This window comes from Corynebacterium sp. NPDC060344 (genome assembly GCF_042725215.1).
Lineage (GTDB): Bacteria > Actinomycetota > Actinomycetes > Mycobacteriales > Mycobacteriaceae > Corynebacterium.
On record NZ_JBHXCS010000002.1, the window covers coordinates 378,490 to 396,968 of the forward strand.

20 protein-coding genes and 1 pseudogene are annotated in these 18,479 nt (G+C 70.3%); 4 read left to right on the forward strand and 17 right to left on the reverse strand.

Going from position 1 to position 18,479, the window contains the following annotated elements; translation table 11 throughout:
* Nucleotides 1-5: 5 nt before the first annotated feature.
* Complete coding sequence (locus ACFWGD_RS04420; RefSeq protein WP_377777349.1) at nt 6-575, forward strand: gamma carbonic anhydrase family protein; 570 nt, start codon at nt 6-8, stop codon at nt 573-575.
* A gap of 76 nt (nt 576-651) precedes the next feature.
* On the opposite strand, the gene ACFWGD_RS04425 is transcribed toward ACFWGD_RS04420, so the two are convergent.
* The 5 genes from ACFWGD_RS04425 to ACFWGD_RS04445 all read right to left on the reverse strand — a co-directional run bounded on the left by ACFWGD_RS04425 (nt 652) and on the right by ACFWGD_RS04445 (nt 3,813).
* On the reverse strand, nt 652-1,074 hold the full coding sequence (locus tag ACFWGD_RS04425) for a DUF2752 domain-containing protein (RefSeq protein ID WP_377777350.1): 423 nt from the start codon (nt 1,072-1,074) through the stop codon (nt 652-654).
* Nucleotides 1,075-1,183: 109 nt separating this feature from the next.
* A complete protein-coding gene (locus ACFWGD_RS04430; protein ID WP_377777352.1) occupies nt 1,184-1,726 on the reverse strand; it encodes a CD225/dispanin family protein in 543 nt (180 codons plus the stop codon).
* Between the two features lie 101 nt (nt 1,727-1,827).
* Nucleotides 1,828-2,391, reverse strand: coding sequence for a hypothetical protein (locus ACFWGD_RS04435; protein WP_377777353.1), 564 nt, complete (start codon nt 2,389-2,391; stop codon nt 1,828-1,830).
* Between the two features lie 35 nt (nt 2,392-2,426).
* Nucleotides 2,427-3,275: an isochorismatase family protein gene (locus tag ACFWGD_RS04440; protein ID WP_377777354.1), complete on the reverse strand. Its 849-nt coding sequence runs from the start codon at nt 3,273-3,275 to the stop codon at nt 2,427-2,429.
* 79 nt (nt 3,276-3,354) lie between these two features.
* Nucleotides 3,355-3,813 carry a DUF4442 domain-containing protein gene (locus ACFWGD_RS04445; protein WP_377777355.1) on the reverse strand — a complete coding sequence of 153 codons (459 nt, stop codon included), beginning with the start codon at nt 3,811-3,813 and terminating at the stop codon, nt 3,355-3,357.
* A gap of 112 nt (nt 3,814-3,925) precedes the next feature.
* Here ACFWGD_RS04445 and ACFWGD_RS04450 point away from each other — a divergent pair.
* A pseudogene (locus tag ACFWGD_RS04450) lies at nt 3,926-4,837 on the forward strand (DUF808 domain-containing protein); the annotation flags it as partial.
* Between the two features lie 392 nt (nt 4,838-5,229).
* On the opposite strand, the gene ACFWGD_RS04455 reads toward ACFWGD_RS04450, so the two are convergent.
* The 12 genes from ACFWGD_RS04455 to ACFWGD_RS04510 all read right to left on the reverse strand — a co-directional run bounded on the left by ACFWGD_RS04455 (nt 5,230) and on the right by ACFWGD_RS04510 (nt 16,600).
* Entirely contained in the window at nt 5,230-5,715 is a 486-nt protein-coding gene (locus tag ACFWGD_RS04455; RefSeq protein ID WP_377777356.1) for a YchJ family protein, read from the reverse strand.
* A gap of 67 nt (nt 5,716-5,782) precedes the next feature.
* Complete coding sequence (zupT, locus tag ACFWGD_RS04460) at nt 5,783-6,580, reverse strand: zinc transporter ZupT (protein ID WP_377777357.1); 798 nt, start codon at nt 6,578-6,580, stop codon at nt 5,783-5,785.
* Nucleotides 6,581-6,637: 57 nt separating this feature from the next.
* A complete protein-coding gene (locus ACFWGD_RS04465; protein WP_377777358.1) occupies nt 6,638-7,159 on the reverse strand; it encodes a Na+/H+ antiporter subunit E in 522 nt (173 codons plus the stop codon).
* 1 nt (nt 7,160) lies between these two features.
* On the reverse strand, nt 7,161-8,996 hold the full coding sequence (locus tag ACFWGD_RS04470; RefSeq protein WP_377777359.1) for a proton-conducting transporter membrane subunit: 1,836 nt from the start codon (nt 8,994-8,996) through the stop codon (nt 7,161-7,163).
* On the reverse strand, nt 8,993-10,552 hold the full coding sequence (locus ACFWGD_RS04475) for a complex I subunit 5 family protein (RefSeq protein WP_377777360.1): 1,560 nt from the start codon (nt 10,550-10,552) through the stop codon (nt 8,993-8,995). Before ACFWGD_RS04475 ends, ACFWGD_RS04470 begins: the two co-directional genes overlap by 4 nt.
* Nucleotides 10,549-12,090 (reverse strand): complex I subunit 5 family protein, encoded by a 1,542-nt coding sequence (locus ACFWGD_RS04480; protein WP_377777361.1) that lies wholly within the window; start codon nt 12,088-12,090, stop codon nt 10,549-10,551. Before ACFWGD_RS04480 ends, ACFWGD_RS04475 begins: the two co-directional genes overlap by 4 nt.
* Nucleotides 12,087-12,428 (reverse strand): NADH-quinone oxidoreductase subunit K, encoded by a 342-nt coding sequence (locus ACFWGD_RS04485; protein WP_377777362.1) that lies wholly within the window; start codon nt 12,426-12,428, stop codon nt 12,087-12,089. Before ACFWGD_RS04485 ends, ACFWGD_RS04480 begins: the two co-directional genes overlap by 4 nt.
* Nucleotides 12,425-13,474 carry a hydrogenase subunit MbhD domain-containing protein gene (locus tag ACFWGD_RS04490; protein WP_377777363.1) on the reverse strand — a complete coding sequence of 350 codons (1,050 nt, stop codon included), beginning with the start codon at nt 13,472-13,474 and terminating at the stop codon, nt 12,425-12,427. Before ACFWGD_RS04490 ends, ACFWGD_RS04485 begins: the two co-directional genes overlap by 4 nt.
* Nucleotides 13,461-13,820, reverse strand: coding sequence for a cation:proton antiporter (locus tag ACFWGD_RS04495; RefSeq protein WP_377777364.1), 360 nt, complete (start codon nt 13,818-13,820; stop codon nt 13,461-13,463). The genes ACFWGD_RS04490 and ACFWGD_RS04495 overlap by 14 nt, the downstream gene beginning before the upstream one ends.
* Nucleotides 13,817-14,134 (reverse strand): hypothetical protein, encoded by a 318-nt coding sequence (locus ACFWGD_RS04500; RefSeq protein ID WP_377777365.1) that lies wholly within the window; start codon nt 14,132-14,134, stop codon nt 13,817-13,819. Before ACFWGD_RS04500 ends, ACFWGD_RS04495 begins: the two co-directional genes overlap by 4 nt.
* Before the next feature lie 207 nt (nt 14,135-14,341).
* The gene (locus ACFWGD_RS04505; RefSeq protein WP_377777366.1) at nt 14,342-15,145 is read right to left on the reverse strand and encodes a PIG-L deacetylase family protein; all 804 of its coding nucleotides are present in this window, start codon (nt 15,143-15,145) and stop codon (nt 14,342-14,344) included.
* A gap of 18 nt (nt 15,146-15,163) precedes the next feature.
* Nucleotides 15,164-16,600 carry a GuaB1 family IMP dehydrogenase-related protein gene (locus ACFWGD_RS04510; RefSeq protein WP_377777367.1) on the reverse strand — a complete coding sequence of 479 codons (1,437 nt, stop codon included), beginning with the start codon at nt 16,598-16,600 and terminating at the stop codon, nt 15,164-15,166.
* Between the two features lie 176 nt (nt 16,601-16,776).
* Here ACFWGD_RS04510 and ACFWGD_RS04515 point away from each other — a divergent pair, with 176 nt between their 5' ends.
* A complete protein-coding gene (locus ACFWGD_RS04515) occupies nt 16,777-17,688 on the forward strand; it encodes an ABC transporter ATP-binding protein (RefSeq protein ID WP_377777368.1) in 912 nt (303 codons plus the stop codon).
* A 1-nt stretch (nt 17,689) separates the two neighbouring features.
* On the forward strand, nt 17,690-18,466 hold the full coding sequence (locus tag ACFWGD_RS04520) for an ABC transporter permease (RefSeq protein WP_377777369.1): 777 nt from the start codon (nt 17,690-17,692) through the stop codon (nt 18,464-18,466).
* Nucleotides 18,467-18,479: the final 13 nt, after the last annotated feature.

Below are 18,479 nucleotides of genomic sequence, written 5' to 3' on the forward strand. Positions count from 1 at the left end.
TCGGCATGGACGCGAACCCCAACCCCCAGGCCCCACTGATCCTCCCCTGCAACGGCAAGACGCCGCGGATCCACCGGACGGCGTGGATCGCCCCCGGCGCGGTGATCATCGGCGACGTGACCATCGGCCCCGATGCGTCGGTGTTCTACGGGTCGGTGCTGCGCGGCGACATCAACTCCATCACCGTCGGCGCGCGGACGAACATCCAGGACAACTCCACCGTGCACGTCGACTCCGACGCGGAGACGGTGCTCGGCGACGACGTCACCGTCGGCCACATGGCGCTGATCCACGGCACCCGCGTGGGCAACGGCACGCTGGTCGGCATGAAGTCGGCGCTGCTGTCGCACTCCGTGGTCGGCGAGGGGGCGCTCATCGCCGCCGGCGCCGTGGTGCTGGAAGGCCAGGAGATCCCGGCGCGCTCGCTGGCCGCCGGCGTGCCCGCGAAGGTGCGGCGCGAGCTCGACGACGCGACGGTGGAGGGCTTCATCACCCACGCCGCGAAGTACGTGGAGACCTCCCGCCTGCACGGCGACATCTCCCCCGTCCCGTTGGCGGACGTGCTGTTCGACTGACCCGGAGATCGGCGAAGTAGCGCACCGGAGTTCCCCGAGGTCGTCGGGGCTCCGGTGCTTTTTCGCGCGGTCGGCCCTACACGTGCAGGGCGGTGAAAGGCTCGAACGGCAGCAGCCGGACGACGGCCCAAATCACCAGCACGGCGATGGTCGCGTGCGGCAGCCACTTCCATGTCGTCCACGTGGGCAGACGTTTTCCCAGCGTGCGGCCCATCCACACGACCCACGCCCAGGCGAGCAGGACCACCGCGACGAGGGCGACGGCGTTGTAGCGGATCGCGCCGGTCAGGTCGAAATGCGTGAGCGAGTAGAGCATCCGGGCGGTGCCGCAGCCCGGGCACGTGACGCCGAGCAACGCCTTGGTGGGGCACACCGGCGTCGGGCCACCGGGAGTGGTCGGATCGGCGGCGGCCAACGCCGCGCAACCGCACACCGCTCCGGCGGCGACGAGGAGCGGCCCGGCCGGAGACGTGGCGAACCAATCCCCGGCCCGCTCCATCACGCCGACCGAACCCCGGTGAGGGTGGTCGGGCGCGTGCTCGGGCGCGTGCCCGTGCGCTCCGTGCTGGTGTGCTCCGTGCTGGTGTGCCCCGTGCCCGTTCATGCGATCAATTCATGTTCAGGTAGACGTCGGCACCGCCGCTGGCGAACACGATGATGTTGGCGATCAGGCCAATGCCCGCGAGCACGGCGGTGACGATCATCCAGGTCTTCGCCTTGTTCGAGGCATCCTGCGCACCCTGGTAGTCGCCCATGTTCCACAGCGAGTCGACCTTGTTGCCGTAGATGATCGCGGCGATGCCGGAAGGCAGGCCGAGCAGACAGCAGAAGAGGAAGCCGCCGATGGTCGCGAAGATCGAGGGCACCAGGAAATTCTGCGGCTTCTGGCCCGCCGGTCCCTGCTGCCCGCCGTACGCGCCGTAGCCTCCCTGGCCATAACTGCCCTGGTCGTAGCCGCCGCCGTAGCCGCCCTGGCCAAAGTCATTCTGGCCATAGCCCTGCGAACCGGACTGGCCGTAGCCCTCCTGGCCGCTGCTGCGGTAGTCCTCGCCGTAACCGCCGGACCCGTAGCCACCCTGGTTGCCGTCGCCGGTGCCGAAGTGATCGTTCGGATTGTTGCTGTTCGGGTTGTTGTCGTTCGGGTTCGTCATGGAACTACCTTTCCTTGCGCGCGGGGCGCTCGATTGGCGGTGCCGCAGTTCTTCCGGACCGCGGCACGGATGATTTTACCCTCGAAACACCACTTCGCGATTCACCCGATCGCGGTGCGGTACGCCTCGACGGCGCTCGCGCAGGAATCCGCGGCGGCCCCATGTTCGGTCACCAGTACGTACTGCATCCCGTCCTGCGCCGTCTCGCCGGCCAGGCACTGGGAGAACGTCGTCACCAGCACGTCCCTGACCACCCACACCGATTCCGGCGCGTCCGGCGCAACCGTCTCGCGAGCGGGTTTCGGATCGGATTCGGCAGCGATGACGTCGTACTGCAGCGCCGGGTCATTCATCAGCAGCGCCAGGCGGCCGGTCTCCGGGTCCTCGAAGTCGCACCAGCCGGCGGCGTCGTCCCGGGTGCGCAGCTGATATCCCGCACCGGTCATCCGCCCCATCACGTCCTCCGAGCACATGTCCACCACAGGCTGGCCCGTTCCCGGCAGGTCCGGGCGGGCCACCGGGCTCGCTTCCGCAGCGCCCGTGCTTTGCGACGCCCCACCGTCGCCACCATCACCGCACCCCACGAGCCCGGCGCCGAGCCCCACGGCGAGGGCAATGGCCGCCGAGCGGACGGCGACGCGCGAGCGGCGGCCGACCCCGGACACCGCTGCCCCATTGCCTGCGAAGCTCCCCGACCGGCTCACTTCGCCGCGACGATCTCGGCTCCGGCATCGGCCATCTCGCGCAGCGCGGCGGCACCGCGCTCCGCATCGACCGCGGCGATCTGGTTGGCGTAGACGACCACCTCAAAGCCCTCCCGCAGCGCATCGAGCACCGTCGCCCGCACGCAGTGATCGGTGGCCACGCCGACGATCTCGAGGTGCGTCACCTCGGCGGCCCGCAGGGCGTCGGCAAGCAGAACGCCCGCCTCGGTCTTTCCCTCGAAGCCCGAGTACGCGGCCTCGAACTCGCCCTTGGTCACGTCGATGCGCACCGCCTGCGGGTTCGTCATGGCGAAGTAGTCCAGGGCTCGGACCATCTCCGGGTGGAACTCGGCGCCGGGCTCGCCCGCGGCGCAGTGGCGCGGCCAGGAATCGACGAAGTCGGGGGTCTCCGACCAGTGCGAACCCGGGTCGATGTGGTTGTCGCGCGTGGTCGCCAGCACCGAGTACTTGCCGGCGCGGCCCGCCAGGTGCATGTGCGTGGCGCGGTAGGCGGCGATGGCGCCGTCGACGGCCAGGGACCCGCCCTCGGAGAAGTCATTCTGGGCGTCGACGACGACGAACGCCGTGGTCGGGCGATCCTCCGGATCCTCGACGGCCTCGTCCTCGTTGGCCGTCTGCACCGACCGGTAGGTGTCCGCGAAAGACGGGCGGCGCGACGTCATCTGCGACGGATCACTGGGGATCTGCAGCGGATCGGCCTGCGGGGACGCCCCGGGCTCGCCGGCCGGCACCGACATCGGATCCGACTGGGGATCCGGCTGGGGTCCGGGCTGCAGATCGAGCCGCTCGGGGCGGCGTCCGGGCTGGTTCTCCTGCTCGTTCATGGTTCCCGATCATGCCATGACCGCCGGATCGGGCACCCCGTGCGGGGCCGGGCTCAGGTCTTCGGCTCGGGCCGTGAGCTCAGGTCTTCGGCTTGGACTTGCGGAAGTACAGCCGCTTGCGCACCTTCGCCACCACGTCGCCGCCCTCGTCGACGATGTCGCACTCGAACCAGCGCAGGTGCTTGTCGCCGCCGGCGATTTCGGCGCGGATCTCCTCGATGGTCTCGGCGGGCATCTCGATGATCGCCCGGATCGTGCCGCGGCCGGGCTTGAGGAACTCGATCTGCGCCTCGGTGTCCCACACGCGGTAGCCGGGGCCGAGCTGGTGCATGGCCAGGATCATGAAGAACGGGTCGGTCATCGACTGCATCGTCCCGCCGAACACGGTGCCCACGGCGTTGGTGAACCACGGTCGCAGGCGGTGCTTGATGACGATCCGCGTGCCATCCTCTGCGGCCTCCTCGATGCGCACGCCCGCGCCGAGGTACGGGGGCCACATCCACATGAAACGCTTGAGCTGCCTGGGGGTCCATCGCATGTGGGAGAGGTTACCGGCGCGGACCGCGCCGCGGATCCGATTCGCGGCATACAATTCCGTTCATGACCGACAGCATGAACAACGTTGACTTTCGCACCTCGGGGGCAGTCCGATGAGCGGCGGTCTCGCGGCGCTCCTCGATGACGTCGCCGCGCTGGCCCGTGCCGCCGCGGCCTCGGCCGACGACATCGCCGCCGCCACGGGCAGGGCCGGCGCGAAGGCAGCCGGCGTCGTCATCGACGACGCCGCCGTGACCCCGCAGTACGTCACCGGCATCGAACCCAAGCGCGAGCTGCCCATGATCTGGCGCATCGCCAAGGGATCGCTGGTCAACAAGCTCGTCATCATCCTGCCCATCGCGCTGCTGCTGTCGCAGTTCCTGCCGTGGGCGCTGACGCCGATCCTCATGCTCGGCGGCTCCTACCTGTGTTTCGAGGGCATGGAGAAGGTGTGGGAGAAGGTCTCGCACAAGCTCTCCGGCGAGACCGCGGAGGAAAAGGCGGCACGGGAAGCCGCCGCCCTCGACCGCGAACCGGCCGACGAGGACTCGCTGGTGAAGTCGGCGATCTTCACCGACCTCATCCTGTCTGCGGAGATCATGGTCATCTCGCTCAACGAGGTCGCCAACGAGGCGTTCGTGCGCCGCGCCGTCATCCTCATCGTCGTCGCCCTGGCCATCACCGTCCTCGTCTATGGCGTGGTCGGCTTGCTGGTGAAGATGGACGACATCGGCCTGGCCATGGCCAAGCGCAGCGACGGTTTCGCCGGGAAGTTCGGCACGGGCCTGGTCAAGGCGATGCCGGTGGTGCTGACCATCATCGGGATCATCGGCACCTTCGCCATGCTGTGGGTCGGCGGCCACATCATCCTCGTCGGCGTCGACGAGCTGGGCTGGCACGCCCCGTACCAGTTCGTCCACCACCTGGAGACCCTGGTCCCCGCCGGTTTCCTGGCCTGGGTGGTCAACACGATCTGCTCGCTGATCATCGGCGCGATCTGGGGCGCGATCCTCGTGGCCATCCTCCACTTCCTGCCCTTCGGCCACGGCAAGGGCCACGGTGACGACCACGGCAAGGGGCACGACAAGGGCCATGATGCCGACAAGGGCCACGGCGCCGGCGACGCCGAGGATCAGGACACCGCCCTGGCCGGCGCCACGAAGGTGAACCGGACCACCGATGCCGATGCCGCTGCGGCAGGTTCTGCCCACGGCGATCGCGCAGCCCGCACGCCGGCCTCCCGCACCGACGGGACGCACACGTCGCGCGTCCGCGCCTCGGCCGGATCCGCCACCCCGGGCGGCCTGCTGGCCGACCGCGACGCAAAGAAGAAGGGCCGGTAGAACCCGACCCCCGTCATCGCTTCACCGCACGCTCCCCGGCCATTTGGCCAGGGAGCGTGTTCCCGTATGGGCCCCTACTTGAACTCGCCGTCGACGTACATCCAGCGCTTCGACCGCAGAATGAACGTCGAGCGCTCCCACAGTTGCCCGCGGCCCTCGGCGTCGCGGTAGTGGGCGCGGAACTCCACGACGCCCTCGCGGTCGTCCGCGCCGCCATCGACGACGTCGACGATCTCCAGGCCCAGCCACTCGACGTCGGCGTCAAAGGTGACGGCCTCCGGGCGGCGTCGCGGGTGCCACGTCATCCAGATGTAGTCGGCCTCATGCGCCGCGTACGCGCTGTAGCGCGAGGCCATCAGCTCGACGGCGGTCTCCGCCAGCCGCTCGCGCCGGTGCAGCGGGGCGCAGCAGTCGCCATACCGCGGCGCCGTCTCCCCGTCCCCGCGCCCCTGTTGCCGCCCGGCTCCCGGCCCACGCCCCTGGCCACGGGCCGCGCCGCCGCATGGGCACGGTGCGGCGTCGTCAAGCCGAATCCGAGTGAAAAGCGGTCCGCCGCTCATCGTCGCACTCCCCTATCTCCGATCCCCCGGCGTCGCCGCCCCAGTTCCTCCCGGCAACGGTAGCCCATCACAGGAACAGCAGCAGGCTCACGGCCATGACCGCCATGCCCGCGATGAGCCCGTAGATCGCCGTGTGGTGGCGGCCCGTGGACTCCGCGGCGGGCAGGAGCTCATCGAGCGAGATGAACACCATCACGCCCGCGACCATGGCGAACGCGATGCCCATGGTCACCGGCCCCAGGAACGGCATGAGCACCAGGAAACCGATCAGCGCGCCCGCGGGCTCCGCCAGGCCCGACACGAACGACCACTTCAGTGCTTTGCGACGGCTCCCCGTGGCCTGGTGGATGGGAACGGCCACGGCGATGCCCTCGGGCACGTTGTGGATCGCGATGGCCACGGCGACCGGGATGGCCAGCTGCGGGTCCTCCAACGCCGAGATGAAGGTGGCGAAGCCCTCCGGAAAATTGTGGATGCCGATGGCCAGGGCCGTCATCGTGCCCATCTTCATCATCCGCCGGCGCTGCGCGGAGACGTGCGGATCGTCGAGGGACCCCGGCTCATGCGGGTTGATCGGCTCCGGCACGAGACGGTCGATGATCGCGATGAGGGCGATGCCGCCGAAAAACGCCGCGATCGCCGCCCAATTTCCCGTGACCGTGCCCCACGCCTCCGACAGCTCCTCGATGCCCTTGGGCAGGATCTCCATCATGGAGACGTAGAGCATGACGCCGGCGGAAAAGCCCAGAGCCCCGGCCATGAACCGGGGTCCGGGATCGCGCCTGCCGACGGAAATGAGACCGCCGATGCCGGTCGACAAACCCGCGGCCATGGTCAGGCCGAAGGCGAACCACAGATTATCCACGGTCGGCGGGTGCTCCTTGCCTCGATAACTCGTGCGCGACGCGCGTTCAAGCGGCGTCTATTCAAAAGATAGCGCGACGCCCGCCGCGGCGGCGACGCGGTCCTCCAGCGCCGCCCATTGGCCCGCCGCATCCAGATCGGGGCTGAGCACGTGAAGGTCGACGTGATCGTCGCCCGTGCCCTGGATGACGGTGCCCGGCATGAGGTTGATCATGGCTTCGGCGAGTTCCCGGGCGGGGCCGGCCGGCAGCCGGACGGGCAGCCTCTCGACGTGCGGTTCGATGTCCGGCTCCGGTGCCAGGGCACGCTTTGCGACGTCGACGCCGCCGAGGAAGGTCTGGCCGAGAAACCAGCCGATGAGCACGATGCCGCGCCCGGCCCTGGGCACCCACGTGCGCGGCGCAGGAACCATCCGCGGTGGCGACACCGCGAGGCTCAGCGCCGTGGCCAGCGGAACCAGCACGAGCCCATAGACGACGTAGGACGAATCGGCGCGGGTGAGCAGCGCCCACACCGTGGCGAACGCGAGCCCGCGCAGCAGCGCCGCGGCAACGGTGGATCCGAATCCCGGTGTCTTCATCTCATGCCCCTCCCGTGATCACGACGATCGCCATCAGCGCGGCGACCACGCCCAACAGCACCAGCCCGGAAACGGAGGCACGTGCCAGCCGTTCATCCGATCGGGCGACGGCGTCGTCCACCACCCGGTTGGCCGAGGCGGCACCCTCGGCAATGGACTCGCCCACCCTCCCGGCGGCGTCGCGGACGCGCTCGTCGGCGTCGGCCGCGCCCCGCAGGGCCGACCGCGCCACCACGAGTTCGGGGCCGAGGAGGTCGCCGGGCGGGAAGATGGGGTCGGAGTCCGCGGAAGCGACATCGCCGAACGCCCGCGACCGAGTGGCCATCCACCACAGGCCGGCGGCGATGACCGCGCCGAGGGCGATGGGCCACGTCGCGTCCCACAGGACGGCGGGATCGGGGGACGGCGGGTCCAGCGGCACGCGGTACTCGCCGATGAGCCACGGCACCGCGACGCCCAATGGGACCAGCGCCAGCCACGCTGCGGCAACGGCGGGGCCTGCGGGTTCTTCCGACTTTTCTTCGCGATGAAGCAGCACCGCGACCCGGATGAGCAGGATCGTCGACCCCGTGGCCACCAGCGGCAGCAACGAGTCCAGGGGCAGCCAGCCGATGCCCAGGTCTTCGACGGCCTTCTTGGACACGTACTTGCCCAGGGCACCGGAAGTGAAGGGGGCGCCCGCCACCGCCGCCGCGGACACGGCCATGCCCGCAATGATCGGCCACCGCCATGGGCTGCGGCGCAGTTCACGCCACATCTGCACGCCGAGGAACAATGCGCCCTTGGCGATGCCATGGTGGACGGCGTACACGACCGTCGCCCACGCGCAGGCTGCGGCGAGGGTGGGTTCGAGCAGGCCGACGGAGACCACGGCGCCCATGAATCCCAATTGGGAGATCGTCGAATACGCGAGCACGACCTTCGGGTCTTTTTGCACCGCGCCCACGACGACGGCGGCGAATGCGCCGACCAGCGCCAATGCGAGCAGCACCAGCCCCCATGCCCGTTCGGGGTCCTCGCCCAGCGGCAGGAAGCGCAGCCATCCCAGCATTCCGGCCTTGACCATCGCCCCGGACAGCACGGCCGATGCGGCCGGCGGTGCGGCGGGGTGCGCCAGCGGCAGCCAGATGTGCAGCGGCACCGTGCCCGCCTTGACGCCGAAGCCGACGATGAGCAGGGCGATGATCAGCCAGGACAGCGGGTGGCCGGACACCGCGGCCGGGGCGTCGGCGACCGCCGGGCCCGCCGCGGCGGTGATGATCATCAGCGCGCTCAGCACCGATACCTCGCTGATCACGGACATGACCAGGTAGACCTTCGACGCGAACCGAGCCTTATCGGTCAGGTCGTGGATGATCGCGCCGAATGCGGCGAAGCTCATGACGGCGAACGACAGGTAGAAGGTGGCGGTGTCCGCCGCGGCGTACACCGTGACATTGCCCAGGTAGGCGGCCACCAGGAATCCCGACAGCGCGGGCATGCGGTCGGCTCCGGCCGCTCCGGCTTTTCCGCCCCGCCCTGTGACGTTCCCGCCGCCTGCTTTTCGACGCCACCCGATCGCGGCAAGCGCCGTGAAGTAGAGGATCACCGCGACGACGATCAGCGGCCCCGCGAGCCCGTCCATCTCCAGGCGCGTGCCCAACAGCAGCCAATCGACCCGCACCTCTCCCGGATCCGGCGCCAGAGCGGGGACGAGCGCGGGCAGCGTCGACAACGGCGCGAGCGCACCCAAAGTGGCACGGAGGCGGGGGCGTGCGGTGGCCGTCGCAAAGCCGGAGAACATCAGCCCGAACAGCACGGCCAAGGGCGCCGCGTACATGGCGGCCCACCAGGTCATCGGAACACCCCCTCGGAAATGATCTCCGCGACCCACAGGGGCGAATACGTCGCCGACGCCGCGAGGCCCAGGACGAGGACGGCGACCGTGGTCACCAGCGCCGGCACGAGCATCATCCGCCGGGCGACGATGGAACGAGTGGGCTCGGAATCGGACTCGGAATCGGAGGTGGCGTCAGAGTCGGAGCCGGAGCCGGAGCCGGTGCCGCCGCCGGAGCCCGCCTGGTCCTCGCGGAACCACAGCCCGTAGACGATCGGCAGGAAGTACGCGGCGTTGAGCAGCGTGGACGCGACGAGCACGCCGAGCACCCACGTGTTGTCCGACAGCAGCGCGCCCTGCCCCAGCTGCCACTTGGAGATGAACCCGGCCGTCGGCGGCAGACCGATCATGCCGAAGGCGGCGATGGTGAAGGCCACGGAGGTCAACGGCATGCGGCGGCCCATGCCGTTGAGTTCGGCGATGGCCTTGCGCCCCATGACCTCGGCGAACAGGCCCGCGCAGAAGAACAGGGTGATCTTCATGATCCCCTGGTGGACCAAGTGCAGGATTCCGCCGCTGGTGGCCACGACATCGGCCATGGCCAGGCCCAGCGCCACGTAGGACACCTGCGACACCGTCGAGTACGCCAGCCGCGCCTTCAGGTCGGTCTGGCGCAGCGCGACGTAGGAGCCGTAGACGATGGTGATCGAGGCGATCACGAGAAGCGGGCCCAGGACGCCGAGTTCTTCGGCGACCTCGATGCCGTAGACGTCGTCGACGACGCGGCAGATGCCGAAGACGCCGGCCTTGACCACGGCAACCGCATGCAGGAGGGCGCTGACCGGCGCCGGGGCGACCATGGCGCGGGGCAGCCAACCGTGCAGCGGCACGAGTGCGGCCTTGACGCCCATGCCGCCGACGAGCAGGGCGAATATGACGGTCAGGGCGACGGGGTGCTCGGGCACCAGGGCCGCCAGGCCGTCGGCGCCGCCCCCGGCGAAGTCCACCGGCCCGGCCAGGACCGTCAGCCACACGACGCCGCACAGCACCGCCAGGCCGCCCGAGAGCGCATAGCGCAGGTAGACGCGGCCGGCCGCCAGCGATTTCTCATCGCCCTTGTGCGCCACCAGCGGGTACGTGACCAGGGTCAACAGCTCGTAGAAGACCAGGAAGGTGATCAGATTGCCCGAAAACGAGATGCCGACGGTCGCCGTGACACACAGGCTGAAGAACCCGAAGAACCTGCTCCGGTGCTCCGTGCCCCTGAGGTAGCCGATGGCGTACAGCGTGGTCAGCAACCACAGGAACGCCGAAAGCCCGGCGAAGAACAGCGCGAATTTGTCCACGCGCAGCACCAGGTCGATGCCGGGCAGGAAGCCCATCGACCATTCGGGCCGGGCGTCGTCGACGAACACGGCGGGGATCAGGTAGACGACGAAACCGAGCTTGACGACGGCCGCCGTCAGATTGATCACCGATCGCGCCACGACGCGGTGGTTCGCCAGCGGGAAGATGAGCAGCGCCACCGCAAAGGACAACAGCACCATGATCGGCGCCACGTAACCGCCGTCGATCATGCGGGGCCCCCGATCTGGAGCAGTGCGTCGAAGTGCACGACGACGAAGCCCGATGCCACGGCGGCAACGGCCAGCACGAGTGCGGCACCGGTTGCCGCGGCGGGGATGGCCGGTCCGGTGGGGCGGGCGGCGGCACTGCGGTTTTCCCCGGTGTCCCGAAGCATGGGCGCGAGAATGCGCAGCAGATAGGCGACGCTGAGCAACGTCGCCGCCACGATCGCCGCGAGAATCCACCACTGCCGTTCCATCACCGCGCCGGTGGCCACCTGCCATTTGCCGCCGAACGCCAGCGACGGCGGCATGCCGGCCAGGGTGACGGCCGACAGCCCGGCGGTCATGGCGAGCATGGGGTGCGCACGGCCGGCGCCGGCGAGGTCGCCCATGTCGTCGGTGCCGTAATGCTCCTTGAGCAGCCCGGCGACGAGGAACAGCGCGGCTTTGGCCAATCCGTGGGCGACGATGAGCGCCACGGTGCCGGTGAGCACCCAGAACAGGACGGTGTGGTCGGCCTCGGGACCGGTCAGGCCCTGCTCGACGACGTCCGGGTCACCGATGATCGGCATGGCGAGCACCCAGTACCCGGCCTGCGCGACGGTGGAATAGGCGATGAGTTTTTTCAGCCTGGTCTGGCGGATCGCCATCACGGATCCCCACAGCAGGGCCGTGACGCCCATCGCGCCGAGGAGGCACGATGCCACGGCGTGGGCCGCGGAGTCATCGACGATTCCGGTCCACAAGCGCAGCAGCACCACGACAGGTGCCTTGATCACCAGCGCCGACAGCAGCGGCGAAACGACCGACGGCGCCGAGGAGTGGGCGGGGATGAGCCAGCCGTGCAAAGGCGCCAACGCGAACTTCAGCGCCATTCCCGCGGTGCCCAGCAGGACGGCGATGGTGATCGCGGCGGGCATCGCCTCCTGGGCGCCGATGACGTCGGCGGCCCGGTGGAAATCGAGGGTGCCCGTCTCGGCGGCGATGAGTGCGACGGAGAGCAGGAAGAGCATCGAGCCGACGACGGTGACCACCAGGTAGCGGAAGGCTGCGGGCCATGCGTCGCGCCCGCCGAGTGCGACGAGGCCCACGGCGGTCAGCCCGGCCAGCTCCAGGCCCACGTAGATGTTGAAGAAGTCCCCGGAAACGTGCACCGTGTTCAGCCCGGCCCAACACCCCATCCACAACGGCCAGAACGCCGGGTTCGGTTTGCCGCCCGTTCCGGTGGCGCCGGGCATGGCCACGGCCACCGCCGAGGCGGCGGCGCCGACGATGCCCGTCAGCGCGACGAAGGTGACGCCGAGGCCGTCGGCGACCCAGCGCAGGCCCAGGGGCTCGCCCCACCCGCCCGGCGACAGCTGGACGGCCTCGCCGGAGACGCCGACGTGAATGGCCAGGGCAAGAGATGCGGCGGCGGTGGCCCCGGCGGCCACGATGCCGATGGGGCCGCGGGCATTGCGGTGACCGGTGCCCGCCGCAGCGGTCAGCAGCGCGCCGAGGAGCGGCATGAAGACCACCAGGCCGAGGAGGAGCTCGCCCGCGTTCATCGCTGCTCCCCCTCGTCGGCCGTGTCGTCATTCGCGTCGGATTCGATGGCGCGCACGAGGGCGACGCCGACTCCGGTGAAGGCGACGGTGATCACCAGGCCCGTGATGGCCAAAGCGGTCAGTGAAGGATCGGGGGCACCGCCGCGGGCGCCGACGGCGACGAGGATCAGCAGCGACCCCAGCCCCACGACGTTGAAGCCGATGATCTGCGCCAATCGATCACGCGCGGTCACGGCCCGGCCCAAACCCGCGGCGAAGAGCACGGCGCCCAGCGCGGTGAACCACGCGACGACCGTGACCGGGCCGAACCCGGCGATGGATTGGACGTCCCCGATCATGCGCGCACCTCCCGACCGATGAGCACCAGGTACATCTGCACCAGGGCGGCGGCGATGCCCAGTGCCAGGGCCGTTTCCACCGCCAGGATCAGTGCCCCGGCCCACGCCGGGTCGAAGGCCAGCCACACGTCGCCGGTGGCCGGGCCGACCATCGCGGCGAGGAGGAAGACCGCGACGCCCGCGACGGCGACGACGGTCAATGCGCGATGGGACTTCAGCACCCATCCCGCGCCGGCCGCGTGGAGCAGCAGCAGGCCGCCCGCCAGCACCGAGCCGGCCTGAAATGCGCCACCGGCCGAACTCGTGCCGGCGTAGAGCAGCCAGCCGGCCAGCAGCAGGGCCACGGGCCCGAGCACGTTGCCGAACCAGGAGATCCCGGGCACCGGTCGAGAGGCGATGGGGCCGCGCTCACCGCCGACGGCGGCGGTCGCGATGGACGTCGCGGCAATGGCCGCGAAGAGCAGCACGGCGGATTCCAGGAGGGTGTCCACGGCGCGGAAGTTCAACAGGACGGCGGTGACGCCGTATTCGACGCCCGACTCCGGGAGCGCCGCGGCCATCGGGTCGGACCACGCGAACTCGCGATCGGGGCCGAGGGTGCGCAACAGCGACGCCGTGGGCACCCCGATCACGGCAACCATGGCGGCGACGACGGCCACCCTCGACACCGCGGGCAGCCAGCGCCGGCCCGATTTCGCGGAGCCGGATTGCGCGGAGCCGGATTGCGCGGTGCCGGTTTGCCCTGGGCGGTGGGGTCGGGCGTCGGCGTCGTCAAGCGGCTTTCGTTCCGCGGCGACCGTGAGCAAAAGCGCGGTGAGAATGCCCGTGCCCAGCGCACCTTCGGCCAGCGCCATGTCGACGGTTCCCAAGCGCAGCCAGGCGGGGATCATCAGGGCGCCCGCGCACAGGAAAAGCATGACCGCCGTCGACCGTGTGCGGGCGAACAACGCTCCGAGGGCGAGGGCGATCAGGCCCAGGCCGATGGCGACGTCGACCACCCCGAGCGCACGGTCGGCTTCGCGGAATGCGGCGTCAGCGATCTGCATCGGCGACCTCCGCCCGGTCGGTGGTGTGGCCGGTGGGCTGGTCGGTGGGCCGGTCGGCGCCGTCCTCGCGTTCGGCGGCGCGGGCGGCGATCATCCGCGCAGACGCCGATGCGGCGGCGAGCGTGGCCACCCACGCGAAGACCGCCAGTCCCGCGACCGCCACCGAGGGAGCTTGCAGCACCGCCCCGAACACGATGAATCCGAGTCCCAACCCGTCGGCCTTCGTCAGGGCGTGCAGGCGGCTGCGGAGATCGGGGAAACGGATCAGACCAATGGTCCCCGCGGTGAAAAACGCGGTTCCGATCACGATGAACGCGACGGACACCAGATCCAGCACGAAGTTCATGGGGCACCGCCGTCGTCGGCTCCGTCAGGGGAGTCCGGACGGGCGACGGCCCTGGCCAGCACGGCGGGCACCGCGGCGACGACGGCGGCCATCACTGCGACGACCAGCGCAACGTCGATGCCGCGGTCGCGGTTGAGCGCCGATTCCGGAAGGACGATGGTGCCCACCACCACGACCGCGATCATCGTCGTGCCGCCCAGCAGGATCACCGGCAACCAGCCATCACGCGGATGCCTCCGGCGCGTTACGGCGGAGGCGACGACCACGTTGAGGATGAGGATGACGACCGCCGCAATCGCCGCGATCTCCACCATCCGGCGTTCCCCCTCACGTCGATGCGGTCATTCATCGGCCCTTCTGGCCCAGGTCGTTCCCCCATCGATTTAACGCGAATAACCCCGCGTGAACAAAGCGTGTACCCCTGCACCGGCCGGCGGTGGACCGTACGGTGCCACGGGGCGAAGGCGGGAAGAAAGGCCGCGAAATGGAGATAGGGAAATACCGCGGACCGGCACCGTGGCCTATTCGCGTTCCTTGGCCACGCCGCCGAGTTCGTACACGCGAAACGCCACGCCATGGTCGGCGCCGACGAGGGCGCCCGCGGACTCGAGCATCGGCGGGATGAACTCGTCGGGTGCCGGATGGCCCGGAAGATCGGCGAGGTACTGCTCGTGGCATTCCAGCGACTTCACGGCGGCGTCGACGTCGCCGGGTTCGACCTCCACCACGTGCGTGGGATCGCCGACCTGGCCGACCAGGAACACGTCCGGCTCCCACGGCTCCAGCCCCTCCTCTTCGGCGAGCTCGCGGAAGACCCAGCGGTTGCCGGCGTCGCGGGCGGCGTCGATGGCGGCTCGGCCCGCAGCGCGGTGGTCGGCCTGGTTGAGGCCGTGCGGCGCCTCGAACTCGAACGTCAGCGTGACCACGGCATCGGGGCGGACCTGGCGGATGCGACGGGCGATGTCGCGGCGCAGGTCGAGGCCCTCCACCAGATGGCCGTCGGGGTGGTCGAGGATCACCAGATCATCGACCCCGACGCATTCGCACGCCGCTCGCTGCTCTTTCGCGCGCAACGGCCCGACCTCGGCGGGGTCTCGCTGCATGCCCGCCTCGCCGGAGGTCAGCAGCAGGTACGAGACCTCCGCGCCCGCCCGCGACCAGGCGTTGACCGCCGCCGATATGCCGTACTCGGTGTCGTCCGGGTGCGCGACGACGCACAGCACCCGCTCCCAGCCGCGGCAGTCCAGGCGGGCGACGCCGCCGTCCTGCGCGCCGCCGTCCTTCGCGCCACCGTCCGTTCCGCCGGTTCCCTCGTCGTTGGTCATGCCCCGACCCTAACCACGTCAGCGCACGCCGGGGCGGGGCTCGCCTTCCGCGAACCCGGCCGCCGACTGCACGCCGACGACGGCACGGTCGGCGAAGGCGGGGATGTCCGCCGCTCCCGCGTAGGTGAAGGACGACCGCACGCCGGAGACGATGCCGTCGACCAGATCCTCCACTCCACCGCGGCCGGGCTCCAACCGGATGCGGGCCGAGGAAATGCCCTCCTCGAACATCGCCCGGCGCGCACGCTCGAAGGCGCCGACGCGGGCATTGCGGCTTTCCACCGCCCGGTGCGAGGCCATGCCGAAGGATTCCTTGTACAGCTCGCCGTCCGCGCCGACCTTGAGGTCGCCGGGCGATTCGTGGGTGCCCGCGAACCACGAGCCGACCATCACGTTGGACGCGCCGGCGGCCAGCGCCAGGGCGACGTCGCGGGGATGGCGCACGCCGCCGTCGGCCCACACGTGGGCGCCAAGCTCCTTGGCCGCCGCCGCACACTCGAGCACGGCGGAAAACTGAGGCCGGCCGACGCCGGTCTGCATGCGGGTGGTGCACATCGCGCCCGGGCCGACGCCGACCTTGATGATGTCCGCTCCCGCCTCCACCAGATCGCGCACGCCGGCGGCGGTGACCACGTTGCCGGCGACGATGGGTACGCCGGGCGCCAGCGCACGGACGCGGCGCAGCACGTCGATCATGGTCTCCTGGTGACCGTGGGCGGTGTCGATGACCAGGGTGTCCGCACCCGCGTCGACCAGCGCGCGCACCCGCCCCTCGACGTCGCCGTTGATGCCCACGGCCGCGCCGACGCGCAGCTTGCCGTCCCCGTCGACGGCGGGCCGGTACACCGTCGCCCGCAGCGCCCCGCGCCGGGTGAGGATGCCCGCCAACTTCCCCTCCCCATCGACGACCGGGGCGAGCCTGCGGCTGGCGTCGACGAGGCGCTCGAAGGCCTCCTCCGGCTCGATGCCGTCGGGCAGGGTGAGCAGGTTGCCGCTCATCAGGGTGCCCACCTGCGCGAAGTTGTCGGCGCCGCGCAGGTCCTTCTCGGTGATCATGCCCACCGGCACGTCCCCGTCGACGACCACGGCCGCACCGTGGGCGCGCTTGGGCAGCAGGTTGCGGGCGTAGCCGACCGTGTGATGCGGCTTGACGGTGATGGGCGTCTCGAAGATCAGGTGCGCCGCCTTCACCTTCCGGATCGTCTCCGCCGCGATCTCGGCCGGCACGTCCTGCGGCAGGATGGCCATGCCGCCGCGGCGGGCGATGGTCTCGGCCATGCGCCGGCCGGACACGGCCGTCATGTTGGCCACGACCAGCGGAATCGTGGTCCCGGTGCCATCGGCGGTGGACAGGTCCACGGACATGCGGGAGCCGACCGCCGACCGCGACGGGACCATGAACACGTCGTCGTAGGTCAGCTCGTACGGGGGCTTGACGTCATCGAGGAATCGCATGGCCGCCACCCTAGACGCCGACGCGGATCGGGCTCCTCGCCACGGTGGCCGAAGCCGCGGTGCGGCGCCTTCGGGTTGCCGGGTGGCCGTCGCCAAGCAGGTGCATGACATTTGTCATGCGGGGAACCGGCCGCATGGCACTTCCCGCGAGCGCCCGGGCGACGCACGATGAAGCCATGAACACACCAACGGCACTGACCATCGAGGGCGCGACCAAACGCTTCGGCCAGGTCACCGCCGTCGACGACGTGTCCATCACGGTGTCGGTCGGCGAAGTCGTGGCCCTGCTCGGGCCCAACGGAGCGGGCAAGACCACGTTGCTGGACATGGTCCTCGGCTTTACGACGCCCGACGCGGGCACCATCGACGTCCTTGGCGAGTCCCCCGCGGTGACCGCCTGGCGCGGCGGCGTCGGCGCGATGCTCCAGACCGGCGGCCTGCTCAAGGACCTGACCGTGGAGGGCACCCTGAAGATGGTCGCCGCCTGCCACGCCAGTGCGCTCGACGTCGACGAGGTGCTCGCCCGGGCGGGCATCGTGGATTTCGCCGACCGCAAGGTCTCCGCCTGCTCCGGCGGACAGGTGCAGAGGCTGCGCTTCGCCCTCGCGCTACTGCCGGATCCGGAGCTGCTCATCCTCGACGAGCCGACCGCCGGCATGGACGCCACCGCGCGCCGCGAGTTCTGGCGCACCATGCACGCCGAGGCCGATCGGGGCCGCACCATCGTCTTCGCCACCCACTATCTCGCGGAGGCCGACGACTTCGCCGACCGGCTGATCCTCATCCGCGACGGCTCGATCATCGTCGACGGCTCGCTCGACGACCTGGTCCGCGACGGCGACAAGACGATCACCGGCACGTGGACGTCGGAGCAGTCGCCGAACGAGGTGGCGGGCGCCCTCGGCCTCGCACCCGACGCCGTCGAAATCACCGGCGACGGGAAGGCGACCTTCAGCGCCCCCGACGGTGACGCGGTGGCGCTGCACCTGCTGTCCAACGGCCTCGTCCGCGACATCGAGGTCCGCGCCCGGACCGTGGAAAACCTCTTCTTCGAACTGACCGGCACCGACGCGGAAGCGGGGTCCTGACATGAACTGGAACATCCTCACCGGATACGCCGGCAAGGAGCTGTGGCGCACGCTGCGGATGTGGGACGCGACGTTCTTCATCGCCGTGCTGCCCGCCGCACTGTTCCTGATGTTCGGCGCCCGCGGCGACGCGGTCGAGCAGGCCGCCGGGGCGGGCAACGTCTCGGCCTTCGTCATGACGTCCATGTCCGTCTACGGCGCCGCCATGGCCACGACGACGCTGGCGGGGCTCACCGCCGTGGAGCGCGACGCCGGCTGGGGCCGCCAGCTGGCGCTGACCTCGCTGAGCACCACCGGCTACTACGCGGCGAAGGTGCTGGTGTCGCTGATCATCGCGCTGCTGCCGATCGCCGTCATCCACGTCATCGGCGCCATCGTCGGCGCGAGCCTCGACGAAGCGTGGATGTGGGCGGCGTCGATGGCGCTGAGCCTGGTGGTCGCCCTTCCCTTCGCCCTCTACGGGCTCGCGGTGGCCATGCTCTTCCGCTCCGAGGCCGCCGTGTCCGCGGCGTCGGGCATGCTGGTCGTCTTCTCTTTCTTCGGCACGCTGTTCATGCCGCTCGACGGGATCATGCTGGACATCGCCAAATTCACCCCGATGTACGGCCCCGCGACTCTGGCCCGCTGGCCCCAGCTGGAGGGCCTCATCGCCCCGGCCACCGCGGGCGCGATGCCCGGGCAGGAATCGCTGGGGCTGGCGCTCGCCAACATCGCCGCGTGGACCCTGATCTTCCTGGTCGTGTGCGTCATCGCCGGGCGCAACCGCAACCGGCGCTGACCCGGGCGCGCAT

What these genes read in the sequence shown, in the direction of transcription:
- ACFWGD_RS04420 (WP_377777349.1), top strand. Translation starts at nt 6, where the DNA reads ATGGACGCGAACCCCAACCCCCAGGCCCCACTGATCCTCCCCTGCAAC.
- ACFWGD_RS04425 (WP_377777350.1), bottom strand. Translation starts at nt 1,074, where the DNA reads ATGGAGCGGGCCGGGGATTGGTTCGCCACGTCTCCGGCCGGGCCGCTC.
- ACFWGD_RS04430 (WP_377777352.1), bottom strand. Translation starts at nt 1,726, where the DNA reads ATGACGAACCCGAACGACAACAACCCGAACAGCAACAATCCGAACGAT.
- ACFWGD_RS04440 (WP_377777354.1), bottom strand. Translation starts at nt 3,275, where the DNA reads ATGAACGAGCAGGAGAACCAGCCCGGACGCCGCCCCGAGCGGCTCGAT.
- ACFWGD_RS04445 (WP_377777355.1), bottom strand. Translation starts at nt 3,813, where the DNA reads ATGCGATGGACCCCCAGGCAGCTCAAGCGTTTCATGTGGATGTGGCCC.
- ACFWGD_RS04455 (WP_377777356.1), bottom strand. Translation starts at nt 5,715, where the DNA reads ATGAGCGGCGGACCGCTTTTCACTCGGATTCGGCTTGACGACGCCGCA.
- ACFWGD_RS04465 (WP_377777358.1), bottom strand. Translation starts at nt 7,159, where the DNA reads ATGAAGACACCGGGATTCGGATCCACCGTTGCCGCGGCGCTGCTGCGC.
- ACFWGD_RS04470 (WP_377777359.1), bottom strand. Translation starts at nt 8,996, where the DNA reads ATGACCTGGTGGGCCGCCATGTACGCGGCGCCCTTGGCCGTGCTGTTC.
- ACFWGD_RS04475 (WP_377777360.1), bottom strand. Translation starts at nt 10,552, where the DNA reads ATGATCGACGGCGGTTACGTGGCGCCGATCATGGTGCTGTTGTCCTTT.
- ACFWGD_RS04480 (WP_377777361.1), bottom strand. Translation starts at nt 12,090, where the DNA reads ATGAACGCGGGCGAGCTCCTCCTCGGCCTGGTGGTCTTCATGCCGCTC.
- ACFWGD_RS04485 (WP_377777362.1), bottom strand. Translation starts at nt 12,428, where the DNA reads ATGATCGGGGACGTCCAATCCATCGCCGGGTTCGGCCCGGTCACGGTC.
- ACFWGD_RS04490 (WP_377777363.1), bottom strand. Translation starts at nt 13,474, where the DNA reads ATGCAGATCGCTGACGCCGCATTCCGCGAAGCCGACCGTGCGCTCGGG.
- ACFWGD_RS04495 (WP_377777364.1), bottom strand. Translation starts at nt 13,820, where the DNA reads ATGAACTTCGTGCTGGATCTGGTGTCCGTCGCGTTCATCGTGATCGGA.
- ACFWGD_RS04500 (WP_377777365.1), bottom strand. Translation starts at nt 14,134, where the DNA reads ATGGTGGAGATCGCGGCGATTGCGGCGGTCGTCATCCTCATCCTCAAC.
- ACFWGD_RS04505 (WP_377777366.1), bottom strand. Translation starts at nt 15,145, where the DNA reads ATGACCAACGACGAGGGAACCGGCGGAACGGACGGTGGCGCGAAGGAC.
- ACFWGD_RS04510 (WP_377777367.1), bottom strand. Translation starts at nt 16,600, where the DNA reads ATGCGATTCCTCGATGACGTCAAGCCCCCGTACGAGCTGACCTACGAC.
- ACFWGD_RS04515 (WP_377777368.1), top strand. Translation starts at nt 16,777, where the DNA reads ATGAACACACCAACGGCACTGACCATCGAGGGCGCGACCAAACGCTTC.
- ACFWGD_RS04520 (WP_377777369.1), top strand. Translation starts at nt 17,690, where the DNA reads ATGAACTGGAACATCCTCACCGGATACGCCGGCAAGGAGCTGTGGCGC.